The following is a 13928-nucleotide window of genomic DNA, read 5'->3' as shown; positions in this document are numbered from 1 at the left end:
CCTGCTCCCAGTTAAAGGGGCAGGTCATTTTTGTGATGGCTGACATCGGCACTGTTCTCTTCCGGCACAAACGCGAGGATGACAATTCCGATCACAAACAAAATGATTAGGCTGAACACCGCAGTCGAGGATTTCCCGGTTAGCTGGGCGGTAACGGCGATGAGCAGCGGCCCCATAATTGAGGCGAATTTCCCGAAAATGTTGTAGAAGCCGAAGAATTCATTTGCATGGTGTTTTGGGACGAGCTTGGCGAAATAGGAGCGGCTTAATGCTTGAATGCCGCCCTGCGAGGTGGCGACAAGCATGGCTAGAATCCAGAAATCAAACGTCGTTTCCAGAAAATACGCATATACGCAGACAATCATATATATGACGATGCCAACGTACAGCATTGTTTTCCCTGTGAAGCGTTCCGCCAGTCTTCCGTATAAAATGGCAAACGGCGCGGCGACGACCTGAGTGACAAACAGGATGATCAGGAGACTTGTGGAGCTGATGCCCAAGTCTGACCCGTAGGACGTCGACATCGTAATAATGGTGCCGACTCCGTCGATATAAAAGAAATAAGCGAGCAGAAAAAGGAACAGCGCCCGGTACCGCCGGATCCGTTTCATCGTTTGCCCGAGGCGTTTAAAGCTGTTGGCTATGATGCGGGGTTCTTTTTTAATGTAATAGCGCTGATGAACGTGTTTCAGCATCGGAATGGTAAACAGCCCCCACCAAGCGGCCGTTATAAAAAAGGACAGCTGGCTTGCGGCAGACACAGACATCGGAATTGTTTCTGCTTGTGCAAGCAGGATGACGGCGATGCTGAGGATAAATGGGATCGTGCTGCCGATATAGCCTAAGCCAAAGCCGCGGGCGGAGACGAGATTCATTCGCTCCTCAGGCGTGACGTCAACGAGGAAGGCGTCGTAGAATACATTGGCGCCGGAAAAACCGACAGCCGATATGGTGTAGAACAGCAGCAAAAGAAGCCAATGTTCACTTGGAATAAAGGCAAGCGCCGCGGTGCTGGCGACACCCGCTGACACAAAGAAGCCGAAGAACTTTTTTTTGCAGCCTTCATAGTCGGCGATGGTTCCTAAAATCGGGCCGAGCATGGCGAGAATAAAGGTAGAAATCGCAATCGTATAGCCTAAATAAGCAGTAGATTGAGCAGCACTGACACCGCCTTCCGCAGCGGCTGATTTATAAAACAACGGAAAGACTGCGGTTGTGACGACAATTGAATAAGCAGAGTTTGCCCAGTCATATACAACCCAGCTGTTTTCTTGTTTCGTAAAACGTTTCATCTGCAGAGCCCCTCCCCAGTCACGATACTTCTATTGTACGAGAAACCACGTAGAATAGGATGAAACCACCGTCAATTTTTACAAAATGTTTAGTCTATGACCGCTACCAGCTGCCATTAATCATGACAGAAAACGGGTTAGGCGCTTTCGATAAATTCGATGCTGCAAGAAAAGCTTTTATTGGTATAAAGAGCTGATGGCTTCGAATGGCAGGTCATCGAACAGATAGAAAAAATAAACAATTCATGAAAATAAATATAATTATGTAAATGATCCAAGCCCCTTGCCGATATGTATAGTATAAAATTGGAAAGGGGTTTGTATATGAAGAACAAAAAAATTGTTTCACTGCTTTTTTTGTGTACTGTGTTGCTTGTTGTTTTTAGTTTAGGTATGAATTCAAATGCTGCCTCAGCGCAAAGTGTGTTAAAAGAAAAAACAATTATGGAGCAGCAGGAAAAACTGAAAAAACAAAAGGAAACTGAGGGTGTTTCATTAAATCAAGCGAAGCAAGTAAGCCTTAAAACGGACAATAACACAGAAAAGATGAAAGTGAAGAAGCCTTCGGATGAGAATGTTTTTAAAACAAGTTCCATGTACAACTCCGATGACCAGGTTTTCAATACAACCTCTGTTCTTGATGAAAATAATCCAGATGATATGTACTTTTTCAGTACTTCGTCAGATCGAACCCTTATCACAAGAATTCTTTCAAACAACAGCGATTACCATCTGAAATTGTATGTTGTCAATTGGGATACAGGAGAAGCTCAGCCGTCTAATATATCAATGGCAGCAGGGAACTTAGTGCTTTTAAAAGAGCTTCCCGCTGGCGATTATATGATCCGGGTTTACTCTGAAGGAACGACGGGAGATTCATATAACATTCAGTTAAATGCGAAAAACCCTTCTAATTATTCAAGTGTAAAATCGGTAACGTCTAATTTACAAGCCTTTGTTGCTGAGTATGGAGACGGTTCCGTTTATGCGAATGGTACACTGCTGTACAATTCTAATACGAAAACATCTTCATTAAACTGGGAAAGAGTATATTATTTTTCCTATGGTGGCGGGTATAATCAGCGCACCCATTCCATTTCTGATGTGAAGGTTAAACATATTTCTGACCCTGTCACTTATCGTTCGAGTTATGCAAGTTCTAGCTCAGCCATCATGGTTTACTTAGACACAGGCACGCTTTTTATGCATCATGTATCAGCTTATCAGTCCGGGGTAGGTTATGATGATTCTTTCCTTGATACGTTAGGTAAAAAAACACCGAGAAGGCTTGATGCGGATGATCAGAACTATGGGGATCATATATTAATCGTTGATCTAAAAACCGGCAAAGCGGTAGACTTTTTCAGTGTTTTAAATTACTACTATGCTTCAGGTGTTGAAAGCTTGCCTGTCATAAAATATATCAATTAAATGACCAAAAAAGGATTTCCGGCAGCGGAAATCCTTTTCTCACGTTAAAACGAAATAATCCCCATCAGCAGTGCCGCAATCGTCATCACAATGGTTGTTCCCACGGCCCATTTGATCGTGAATTTTTGATGGTCGCCAAAGCTGACGCCCGCCATTCCGACCAATAAATAAGTGGAAGGCACGAGAGGACTGAGCAAATGCACAGGCTGGCCCAGCAAAGAGGCTCTGCCGATTTCTGCGGCATCGATTCCGTAAGCAGCGGCGGCTTCTGTGATGATCGGCAGGACACCGAAGTAAAAGGCGTCATTCGACATAAAAAAGGTAAATGGCATGCTGACGATGGCTGTAATCAAGGGCAGGTGCGGACCCATGGCGTCAGGGATGAGTGATACGAGAGAATGCGCCATGGCGTCTACCATTTTTGTGCCCGACAAAATGCCTGTGAAAATACCGGCGGCAAACACCATGGAGACAACGTTTAAGGCATTTCCTGCATGTGCTGAGATTCGCTTTTGCTGCTCTTTTACGTTTGGATAGTTCACCATCAAGGCGATAGCAAATGCGATCATAAAAAGAACAGGGAGCGGGAGCAGGCTGGTGATCAAAGCGGCCATCAGCACGACAGTCAGCAGCAGGTTAAACCACTGGAGAGCGGGGCGTTTGAGCGGCGCTGTATCCGGATTGGACGCGTGCTGGTGTTCAATTGAAATGACGCCGAGCCGTTTCCGTTCTTTTTTTCCTAGAATATAGGCTACGGCAAGCACCCAAAGAATGCCGGCAATCATAGCAGGAATCAGCGGAGTGAAGACTTCTGACGTGTCCAATTTTAAAGAAGCCAAAACCCTTGCAGTCGGCCCTCCCCACGGAATAATATTCATGACTCCCGACCCGAGCATTGCAATTCCCGCCAATACCAGCCGGTTCATGCCGAGCCGTTTGTATAGCGGAAGCATCGCCGCAATGGTAATCATGTACGTTGTTGTCCCATCTCCGTCCAGCGAAATGGTCATCGTCAGTACCGCTGTGCCGACAGCAATTTTTAATGGATCTCCTTTGACAAGGGATAAGATTTTGGCAATGAGCGGATCGAACAAACCTGAATCAATCATGATGCCGAAATACAGGATCGCAAATAATAGCATGATGCCTGTCGGAGCGAGGCCTGTTACACCCTGAAGCATCATATCGCCCAGGTCTTTGCCGAATCCGCTGATCAGGGCAAACACAACAGGAATGACAATCAAGGCAATAAGAGCGGAAAGCCGGTTAGACATAATAAGATACATGAAGACAATGATCATCACAAAACCAAGTATGGCAAGCACGATATGACCTCCCCCATTCAACAGAACAATTTTGTAAGCGCTTCCGCATTTCGAGAAGGCTTATTTCAAATATTTATGACCTCATGTTGACAAGTAGACCTAAAAACCTATAGAGCAGATGAGCAGTTTATATACAGATCGCCAAGGGTAAATGTGCTGTAGAATGTTTATTTTTTGAGATCTGGAATAGGAAAAGGGGGAGCAGACATGAGTGATGATCAAAACAAACGAGTCAATGAACACTCAAAAGACGAGCAGCTCGAACAGTACAGGGTTGATAACAGCGGAAAGAAAATGACGACAAACCAAGGCGTACGGGTGTCTGAAGACGAACATTCGTTAAAAGCCGGAGTTCGCGGCCCGACGTTGATGGAGGATTTTCACTTTCGGGAGAAGATGACCCATTTTGACCATGAGAGAATCCCTGAACGGATCGTGCATGCGCGCGGGTATGGCGTGCATGGCTTTTTTCAGGTTTACGAACCGATGACAGAATTCACCCGGGCGAAATTTCTTCAGGACCCTTCGGTGAAGACACCGGTATTTGTCCGGTTTTCAACGGTTGCGGGCTCCAAAGGCTCCGCTGACACGGTGCGTGACGCTAGAGGCTTTGCAACAAAATTTTATACTGAAGAAGGAAACTATGATCTTGTAGGCAATAATATCCCGGTGTTCTTTATTCAGGATGCGATCAAATTCCCGGATTTGGTGCATGCGTTTAAGCCTGAGCCACACAATGAAATGCCGCAGGCCGCTACTGCTCATGATACGTTTTGGGACTTTGTCGCCAATAACCCTGAGTCGGCCCACATGGTGATGTGGACGATGTCTGACAGAGGCATCCCCCGCAGCTACAGAATGATGGAGGGCTTCGGCGTTCACACGTTCCGGTTTGTCAATGAACAAGGAAAGGCGCGTTTCGTAAAATTTCATTGGAAGCCGGTGCTCGGCGTGCATTCTCTCGTATGGGATGAAGCGCAGAAAATTGCCGGAAAAGACCCCGACTTCCACCGCCGCGATCTGTGGGAAACGATTGAAAACGGCGGTACGGTTGAATATGAGCTAGGCGTGCAGATGATAGAGGAAGAAGATGAATTCAAATTTGATTTTGATATTCTTGATCCGACAAAGCTTTGGCCGGAAGAGCTTGTGCCGGTGAAGATCATTGGGAAAATGACGCTGAACCGCAATCAGGATAATGTATTTGCGGAAACGGAGCAAGTCGCATTCCACCCAGGAAATGTTGTGCCGGGCATCGACTTCACAAATGATCCGCTCCTGCAGGGACGGCTTTTCTCTTATACAGATACACAGCTCATCCGTCTTGGCGGCCCGAACTTCCACGAGATTCCGATTAACCGCCCGGTATGTCCGTTCCATAACAACCAATACGACGGTTATCATCGGATGACCATCAATAAGGGGCCGGTTGCTTATCATAAAAACTCTCTGCAGAACAATGACCCGTCTCCTGCGTCAGCCGAAGAAGGCGGTTACGTCCACTATCAGGAGAAAGTAGAGGGCAGAAAAATCCGCCAGCGGAGCGACAGTTTTAACGATTATTATTCACAGGCAAAACTGTTCTGGAACAGCATGTCCCCGGTTGAGAAAAAGCACATCATTTCCGCCTTTTGCTTCGAGGTCGGGAAGGTCAAAAGCAAAGATGTGCAGCGGCAGGTCGTAGATGTCTTCAGCAACGTAGATACTGTCCTGGCAGAAGAAATCGCAAAAGGAGTAGGTGTGGCACCGCCGGCGAAACGCAAAGCATCAAAAGAAATCCTTACCTCACCTGCATTAAGCCAAGCCCGTACAGTGAAAACAGCGTCAACGAGAAAAGTCGCGGTTCTCGCCGGCAATGGTTTTGATGAAAAAGAACTGCAAACAGTGCTGGACGCCTTAAAACAAGAAGGGATCATAGCGGATGTCATCAGTCAAACGCTGGGGTACATCACAAGCGGCGCCGGACAGCAGCTTGAGGTCGGCGGCACATTCCTGACGACAGACTCCGTTCTATATGACGCGGTTTATGCTGCAGGAGGACCTGAACGAAAAGAAGATAAACAAGCGATGGCGTTTATCAGAGAAGCCTACAATCACTATAAGGCGATCGGTGCGGCAAATGAAGGAGTTGGCCTCCTCAAATCAGCTGTCGGCGCAACAGAGGGGCCGGGAATTGTGACAGCAGAAGACGAAGAGGACTACACCGGCTTCAGCAAAGCGTTTATCGAAGCAGTTGCCGCCCACCGCCATTGGGATAGACGAATTTGATTCGCTCCTGTATCGTAGAGGAAGATACTTAAGGATAAGGAGCATGACAGATGAACGAAAAACAGCTCGCAGAGGCTTACGAGCGCGACGAAAATATGATGATATTAGTGTTCGCCCAATGGTGTGTCAACCATGATCTTGATCCATTGGAGCTATATGCCAAAGCGTATCCGCAGCAAAAGCTGAATGAAAGCTTGAAAAAAACAGTGGAAGAACTGATCGTGCCGAAGAACGAGTCAGAACACATACCTGACCAGACCGTCATTGCGGTGTTAGAGATGTTTGGGAATATTGATTTGGCACAAGCGGTTCACGAAGTGATTGCTGAGCGTAAACAGTAAAAAAGAGACAGTATGTTGTCTCTTTTTTATTTGGGAAAAATCGAGCAGATCGACCTAGAAACTTCTTTTCACTTCATCGGTCTATAACAGTGTGCGTTGCAGAAAAAAGGGAATGATAAACAAAGAAAATCAAAGGAGGAGATTGTATGAAATGGAATAAAATGATGAAATTTGCCGTAGCTGCTGCTGTCCTGCTTTTTAGTGTATTTGCATATGCGGCCCCATCTTTAAAAGCAGTTCAAGCGAAAACGCCGACTGTCAGCAGCCATACGTACAAGAAGATCAAGGAATTAAAGTATCCTCAGGTGCATCACATCGGGAATGCCGCGTTTGAAAAAAACATCAATCAAGAGCTGAAAGCCTACATTGAACAATCGTATCAAGAATACCTGAAAAACAAAAAAGCCGGTGAACAGCAGGGCTTCAAAGCGGAATATCAAACATCCTTCAGCGTCAAATATAATGCGGCGGGCAAGCTCAGCATTCAAACGCTTAATTATATCTATTCAGGCGGCGCCCACGGCTTAACATCTGTTCAGTCCTTCAACTACGACTTGAACACACACAAGCGGGTGACACTGAATCAGATTCTGAATACCAAAACAAAAGTCAGCAAAACGAAAGATTACCTATACAGCTATATCAAAAAACATGACACGCTGTTTTTCCCTGATGTAAAGAAAGAGGATATTACCCTTAACCAAGACACAACGTTTTACTTTACGAAAAACGGGATCGCCATCGTCTTCGGCCAGTATGACTTGGGACCTTATGCAGCTGGAATTCGTGATGTGCAGGTGCCTTCCTCTATTTATCAATAATCAAAAGAGCCATATCCTTAAAAGGGATATGGCTCCATTTTTCTACCACACAAACAGACCGACAATCGCAGCACTTAGTAAAGATACCGCAATTCCGCTGACGAGCAGCTTCCACACGTTTCTCCCGATGACCGTTGACTTTTCGCCGTCAAGGATCGAGTTGTATGTTCCGTAAATCATGCCGACAGTACTGAAGTTGGCAAATGACGTCAGGAATGTCGTCGCTACCGCAACTGTGTGAGGCGGTAGTGTTTTAAGGTTGTTTTTCAAGTCAAGCATCGCAACAAACTCGTTCGTCGCCAATTTCATTCCCATCAGCTGCGCAACATACATCGCATCATGTCCCCCTAGCCCAAGCAGGAATGCGAACGGACTGAAGAGATAAGCGAAAATCGTCTGGATGGTCAGGCCGTGTACGAAAACACCAAGAATGCCATTAACCGCTGACGTTAACGCCACATATCCGATGACCATTGCCAAAATAACGATGACCATGTTCATGCCGACAAGCATACTGTTAGAAATCGTAGAGAAAAAGTCTTTTTTCTCTTCTTTAGGCGGTGTATAGATGATGTCTTCATCCTCTGGCACATGCACAGGATTCAGCAGGTTTGCGATAATCAGCGCGTTTAAGCAGTTTAATGGAATGGCTGTAAACACGTATGTCGCCGGCACCATTGACAGGTAAGATCCAATAATGGAGCCGCTGATGCTGCTCATGCTCATTAAGCCGAATGTGAGCAGGCGGTTGTTGTTTAATACTGTGAGCTGCTGGCGGATGACTGCCAGTGCTTCTGTATTTCCTAAGAACATCATTTGAATAGAGAAAAAGCTCTCTAATTTCGGCAAGCGGGAAGCCTTTGAGATCACCCAGCCGATTTTATCAATCAGCCATGGCAAAATGCCGAAATATGTTAAAATGTCAAAAAATGTGACGATGAAAATAATTGGAAGAAGTGCGCTGAAGAAAAAGTCTACCGTTTCATTTGCCATCACAGAAGGGAAGGCAAAGGCGATCCCGTCACTGGCACAAGCAATCAGCCAAGTGAAGAAATTTCCAATTTGTCCGATGGCCCAGCTGCCGATTTTTGTCCCCAGCATAAACCACGTAATCAAAAGCTCCAGAACAATTAACGTAATGATCGGACGCCACTGGATTTTCTTTTTCTGCGGGGAGCATAGGAACACAACTGCCATAATCACAATGAGACCGACAAGGTTTAATAAAAAGTACATGATAGCAACTCCTATGAGGTTTATTATGGAAATGAAAAAAGCCCTTATTCTTCACAAATTCTGGAAGTGCAGAAAGTGTGAAAAATAAGAGCAAACAGAAAAGAACTTGTCCTTTTCAACTCGTTCAAATTTATTCAAACTTTCTTGTAGTCTAGTTTTTTACGGTTACTAGGTAGAAACAATCAGACCATATTACTGATCATATACAAGAATGTCTTTTTTCTAAGATGATAGCAGTATTTTATCCTTTCACTTTTTGAAAATCAACCTTTTTAACTATTTTCAAAATAATAAATTTATATTTCGAAGTCGAGAAAATAAAGGAAAATCATATTGGATTGCTATGCTGAAATTGTGATCAGGAGGAAAAAACGAAGCATATCATCATCACAGGCATGCCAATACATGCTGACCATCGGCTGTACTGTATTTCAAGACAGAATAATCAAAAGCTGATCGACTTGGACAGCAGTGATTTTAGAGATAGCCACGGGATTGAGGCGCTCTTTGATGAGTTGTTTCAGCCCATTAGCCTTAATAAGGAGCCGGAAGCATTTATGTAATCAATAATGCGGGTGTACTGGCGCCATTGGGCCGATTGAACAAAATAAAACGGAGGACATTATAGAAAACCTGCAGGTCAACTTAATTGCACCTATGGTGATCACTTCCCATTTTGTGAAGCACACGAAGCACATCAAAACGGATAAGCGAATCATGAATATCTCGTCAGCTTCAGCCAAATATCAACTGCCTTCACAAAGCTGCTATAGCACGTCAAAAGCGGGTCTGGATTCATTTTCTAAAAGCATCAGTCTGGAGCAGGCGGATCAGCTGAATCCGGTTAAAATCGCAGCGGTTTATCCCGGGGTGATTGATACCCAGTTGCAAACTGAAATCCGGTCAGTTGGTAAAGAGGATTTTCCTTATGTTGATCAATTCATTCAGTTAGAAAAAGAAGGAAGATTGCAGTCTGCTGAAGAAACAGCCCGCTTATTAATTGATCTTCTAAACAGTGAGGAGTTCGGGCAGCCGTCTGTCGTTGAGAATCTCGTTCCTATTCCTGGATGATTGATATATCATAATAATGGGGGGAAACCCTCTATGCAGCAAAAAGGAGTTCTTTTTTATGATTATTCAATTCATTCGTTATAGATAATGACAGGTATAGACGACATTCCAGACCTGGCCAAAAAGTTAGATAGGCCCAGGTTTATTTGTCTATGCCTTTTTCATTTATTTAAAAACGAATGAATGAGGTGTTTTTTGTGTCAAACATAAAGAAGCATGCTGCTTATATGAATCAATTTGTCTCTCTATTTCGATGCCCGATTTGCGATTCTTCAATGAAGGTCACATCTTGGAAAAGTTTGGTTTGTTTCAAGAGCGGGCATACGTTTGATATATCCCGGCATGGGTACGTAAATTTCCTGACAAAGCCGGTCAAAAGCAGCTATCGGGCGGGGCTTTTCGAAGCAAGAAGCCGGCTGATGGCAGAATATCACTTTTTTGCACCGCTACATCAGGCATTAGCTGACTTGATCAGTGACCGGAAGTCTGAAAAAGAGACGTTAACCATTTTAGATTGCGGATGCGGTGAGGGGACCCACTTGAAAGCGGTTTGCGAGCTGCTTCAAGAGAAGAAAACGGTTCACGGCATTGGGATTGATATTGCCAAGGATGGCATATTACAAGCTTCAAAAAATATTGGCGGGAAGCTGTGGGCCGTAGCTGATGTAGCTAATGCGCCCTTTCAAGACCGGCAATTTGATGTCATTCTATCGATTTTCTCACCTTCAAATTATGCAGAGTTTCACAGACTGCTGAAAAAAGATGGTTTGGTTATAAAGGTTGTCCCTCAAAAGGATTACTTAACAGAACTAAGGCAGGTTTTATATGCAGATTCAGAAAGACGAACCTATTCCAATACACCTGCAATTGAGCGCTTTACCACACATTTTCAGCTCGATCATCTGATGAGGCTGTGCTATACCAAAACGCTTCATCAGCAAGGCGTAGAATGGCTTCTGAACATGACACCGTTAGCCTGGTGCGCATCGGCTGAAAAAATCAACCAGTTTAGAGAAATGAAATCGGCTCAGCTGACAGTTGATGTCGATGTATTAATCGGAACGAAATGAGTGAAAGAGGAAAGCTCCCAAAAAGAGCTTTCCTTTTGTTTTCCGCAAAAACGGAATTTTCCACTGGGTTGGAATAGTTATCGCTCATTTTCCGTAAATATGGAAGAGGAAAGGCTTGAAATGGTGATCTGGTAATTGGCACAGAACTTGCATTAGAAATGACGGAAAGGGAGGAGAAATTTTGTAAACGCTTTCCTTTTCTCAGACAAGCGGAAAAGAGGGATGTTTGTGGACATTATGATTATTCTTTTGGCTTTGGGTTTGCTGATGTTTGTCGCCTATCGAGGGTTTTCTGTCATTTTGTTTGCCCCGATTTGCGCCTTATTTGCTGTGCTGCTGACAGATCCAAGCTTTGTGCTTCCTTTTTTCTCAACCATATTCATGGAGAAGATGGCAGGCTTTATTAAGCTGTACTTTCCAGTATTTCTGCTTGGCGCCATTTTCGGAAAGGTTGTCGAGATGTCCGGCTTGGCGGCTTCCATTGCGAAGACTATTGTCAGATTGGTCGGGGCGAAACGAGCAACACTCGCTATCGTATTGATGGGCGCTATTTTAACGTACAGCGGAGTCAGCCTGTTTGTTGTCGTCTTTGCTGTATACCCCTTTGCGAAAAATCTGTTTAAAGAAGCTGACATCCCGAAGCGCCTCATACCGGGAACGATTGCTCTCGGGGCTTTTACTTTTACGATGGACGCACTGCCGGGTACACCGCAAATCCAAAATGTAATTCCTACGACGTTTTTCAAAACAGACATTTATGCCGCCCCTTGGCTTGGTATAATCGGCGCGGTATTTGTGCTGGCGGCGGGTATGTTCTACTTGGAATCGAGGCGCAAAAAAGCAGAAAAAACAGGGGAAGGCTTCGCCGGTTTTCGATCGGAGATTTCTGCCGCGCGTGAGCCAACTGATCTTGCCCCGGAACAAAGCCCGCCGGCCTTAGAGCCTGACACAAGCAAGGTCCGGCACGCACTCGCTTTTGTTCCTCTTATTCTCGTTGGTGTGATGAACAAATGTTTCACTACGATCCTCCCCAAGTGGTATCCGAATGAATTCGATTTTTCCGCCATAGGATTGGGAGAGTTCGGGAAACTTGATATCTCCTCCGCGGTTGCCATTTGGTCAGTGGAGCTGGCCCTCCTGATCGGAATCATCGCAACCATTTTGTTTGATTGGAGAAAAGTGTTTGGACAGCTAAAGGAAGGGTTGAATGAAGGGATCGGCGGTGCCCTGCTGGCATCGATGAATACAGGCGCCGAGTATGGTTTCGGCGGCATTATTGCTGCGCTGCCGGGGTTTCATAAGCTGAGCAGCGGCATTTCACATACGTTTACAGATCCGCTTGTAAACGGAGCGGTAACGACAACAACGCTGGCAGGGATCACCGGATCGGCCTCAGGGGGAATGGGAATCGCGTTAAGCGCGATGTCTGATCAATATGTGAAAGCGATTCAGACCTACAACATACCGCCTGAAGTGATGCACCGGGTTATTTCGATGGCGTCAGGAGGCATGGATACGCTTCCGCATAATGGGGCGGTGATCACCCTGCTGGCTGTGACGGGTTTGACTCATCGCCAATCGTATCGGGATATTTTTGCGATTACTCTCATCAAAACCGCCGCCGTATTTGTGATTATCGCGATTTACAGTTTGACTGGTCTTGTATAGGACAAAACGAAAGGGGAATCAGATATGGGAAAAGTGCTGTCATCGAGTAAGGAAGCCGCGGAACTCATTCGGGAGGGGGATACACTGATCGCGGGCGGATTCGGCCTGTGCGGAATTCCCGAGCAGCTCATTCTGGCGATAAGGGATAAAGGGGTAAAAGATTTAACCGTCGTCAGCAATAATTGCGGAGTTGATGATTGGGGGCTCGGTCTGCTGCTGGCAAACAAACAAATCAAAAAAATGATCGCTTCCTACGTCGGAGAAAACAAAATTTTTGAAAAGCAATTTTTAAGCGGAGAATTGGAAGTGGAATTGGTCCCCCAAGGAACGCTCGCTGAAAGAATCCGAGCCGGAGGAGCGGGTATACCGGGATTTTACACAGCCACAGGCGTCGGAACATCTATCGCTGACGGGAAAGAGCATAAAACCTTTGACGGACGCACCTATGTGTTAGAAAAAGGGATTACTGGGGATGTCGCCATTGTAAAAGCGTGGAAAGCGGACACCATGGGAAATTTAGTTTTTCGGAAAACGGCAAGAAATTTCAATCCGGTTGCCGCCATGGCGGGAAGGATCACAATTGCCGAGGCAGAAGAAATTGTTGAGGCGGGAGAGCTCGATCCCGACCACATCCACACGCCTGGTATTTACGTACAGCATGTTGTGCTCGGCACACATGAAAAGCGGATTGAAAAACGAACTGTTCAGCAAGCGGAGGGAAAGGGGGCGGCACAATGAAGGAAGCCAGAAAACGAATGGTCAAACGTGCTGTAAAGGAAATAAAAGACGGTATGAACGTCAATCTTGGGATAGGGATGCCGACACTTGTCGCAAATGAAATACCGGAGGGCGTGCATGTGATGCTTCAATCAGAAAACGGCTTGCTTGGGATCGGCCCCTATCCGCTGGAAGGAACAGAAGACCCGGATTTGATCAATGCGGGGAAAGAAACGATCACCGCCGTAACAGGCGCATCCTATTTCGACAGCGCAGAATCCTTTGCGATGATACGAGGCGGTCATATCGACCTGGCCATCCTCGGGGGCATGGAGGTTTCTGAGCAAGGGGATTTGGCGAACTGGATGATCCCGGGGAAAATGGTGAAGGGAATGGGCGGCGCTATGGATTTGGTCAACGGGGCTAAGCGAATCGTTGTCATCATGGAGCACGTCAATAAACATGAGGAATCGAAGGTGAAAAAACAATGCTCCCTCCCGCTGACAGGACAGAAAGTCGTTCATCGGCTGATCACTGATTTAGCTGTTTTTGATTTTGATAACGGCCATATGACACTGACTGAGCTCCAGGACGGCGTCACGCTGGAAGAGGTATATGAGAAAACTGAAGCTGACTTCGCCGTAAGCCAGTCAGTCATCCGGCAAAAATCTTAAGCAGGAAGGTG

The 13928-nt window shown here is 45.7% G+C and carries 12 protein-coding genes and 1 riboswitch; of the genes, 9 read left to right on the top strand and 3 right to left on the bottom strand.

Annotated features, from left to right (window positions below; genetic code table 11):
* Window positions 1-11 precede the first annotated feature (11 nt).
* The gene (locus V6D42_RS13795; protein ID WP_101864263.1) at window positions 12-1295 is read right to left on the bottom strand and encodes an MFS transporter; all 1284 of its coding nucleotides are present in this window, start codon (window positions 1293-1295) and stop codon (window positions 12-14) included.
* Window positions 1296-1619: 324 nt separating this feature from the next.
* On the opposite strand from V6D42_RS13795, the gene V6D42_RS13790 reads away from it, so the two are divergent.
* Complete coding sequence (locus V6D42_RS13790) at window positions 1620-2726, top strand: hypothetical protein (RefSeq protein WP_333513587.1); 1107 nt, start codon at window positions 1620-1622, stop codon at window positions 2724-2726.
* Window positions 2727-2770: 44 nt separating this feature from the next.
* On the opposite strand, the gene citH is transcribed toward V6D42_RS13790, so the two are convergent.
* Entirely contained in the window at window positions 2771-4051 is a 1281-nt protein-coding gene (gene citH / locus V6D42_RS13785) for a citrate transporter CitH (RefSeq protein WP_333513586.1), read from the bottom strand.
* A 207-nt stretch (window positions 4052-4258) separates the two neighbouring features.
* Here citH and V6D42_RS13780 point away from each other — a divergent pair, with 207 nt between their 5' ends.
* The 3 genes from V6D42_RS13780 to V6D42_RS13770 all read left to right on the top strand — a co-directional run bounded on the left by V6D42_RS13780 (window position 4259) and on the right by V6D42_RS13770 (window position 7481).
* Window positions 4259-6319: a catalase gene (locus V6D42_RS13780; protein ID WP_333513585.1), complete on the top strand. Its 2061-nt coding sequence runs from the start codon at window positions 4259-4261 to the stop codon at window positions 6317-6319.
* Window positions 6320-6369: 50 nt separating this feature from the next.
* Complete coding sequence (locus tag V6D42_RS13775) at window positions 6370-6660, top strand: hypothetical protein (protein ID WP_024123376.1); 291 nt, start codon at window positions 6370-6372, stop codon at window positions 6658-6660.
* A 146-nt stretch (window positions 6661-6806) separates the two neighbouring features.
* Window positions 6807-7481 (top strand): DUF3298 and DUF4163 domain-containing protein, encoded by a 675-nt coding sequence (locus V6D42_RS13770; RefSeq protein ID WP_333513584.1) that lies wholly within the window; start codon window positions 6807-6809, stop codon window positions 7479-7481.
* A gap of 42 nt (window positions 7482-7523) precedes the next feature.
* Here V6D42_RS13770 and V6D42_RS13765 read toward each other — a convergent pair whose 3' ends face one another.
* A complete protein-coding gene (locus V6D42_RS13765; RefSeq protein ID WP_333513583.1) occupies window positions 7524-8717 on the bottom strand; it encodes a NupC/NupG family nucleoside CNT transporter in 1194 nt (397 codons plus the stop codon).
* A gap of 127 nt (window positions 8718-8844) precedes the next feature.
* A riboswitch (purine riboswitch) is annotated at window positions 8845-8946 on the bottom strand.
* A 359-nt stretch (window positions 8947-9305) separates the two neighbouring features.
* On the opposite strand from V6D42_RS13765, the gene V6D42_RS13760 reads away from it, so the two are divergent.
* The 5 genes from V6D42_RS13760 (at window position 9306) to V6D42_RS13740 (ending at window position 13917) form a co-directional block, all read left to right on the top strand.
* A complete protein-coding gene (locus V6D42_RS13760) occupies window positions 9306-9788 on the top strand; it encodes an SDR family NAD(P)-dependent oxidoreductase (RefSeq protein ID WP_333513733.1) in 483 nt (160 codons plus the stop codon).
* Window positions 9789-10015: 227 nt separating this feature from the next.
* Window positions 10016-10858: a methyltransferase domain-containing protein gene (locus V6D42_RS13755; protein ID WP_333513732.1), complete on the top strand. Its 843-nt coding sequence runs from the start codon at window positions 10016-10018 to the stop codon at window positions 10856-10858.
* 228 nt (window positions 10859-11086) lie between these two features.
* Entirely contained in the window at window positions 11087-12526 is a 1440-nt protein-coding gene (locus V6D42_RS13750; RefSeq protein WP_333513582.1) for a GntP family permease, read from the top strand.
* A 24-nt stretch (window positions 12527-12550) separates the two neighbouring features.
* The gene (locus tag V6D42_RS13745) at window positions 12551-13264 is read left to right on the top strand and encodes a CoA transferase subunit A (protein ID WP_333513581.1); all 714 of its coding nucleotides are present in this window, start codon (window positions 12551-12553) and stop codon (window positions 13262-13264) included.
* Window positions 13261-13917: a CoA transferase subunit B gene (locus tag V6D42_RS13740; protein ID WP_333513580.1), complete on the top strand. Its 657-nt coding sequence runs from the start codon at window positions 13261-13263 to the stop codon at window positions 13915-13917. The genes V6D42_RS13745 and V6D42_RS13740 overlap by 4 nt, the downstream gene beginning before the upstream one ends.
* Window positions 13918-13928 lie beyond the last annotated feature (11 nt).

Origin of the sequence: Bacillus sp. 0909A, from assembly GCF_036765115.1 — a bacterium.
Classification (GTDB): Bacteria; Bacillota; Bacilli; order Bacillales; family Bacillaceae; genus Bacillus; species Bacillus mojavensis.
This window is presented reverse-complemented; position numbering and strand designations above follow the sequence as displayed.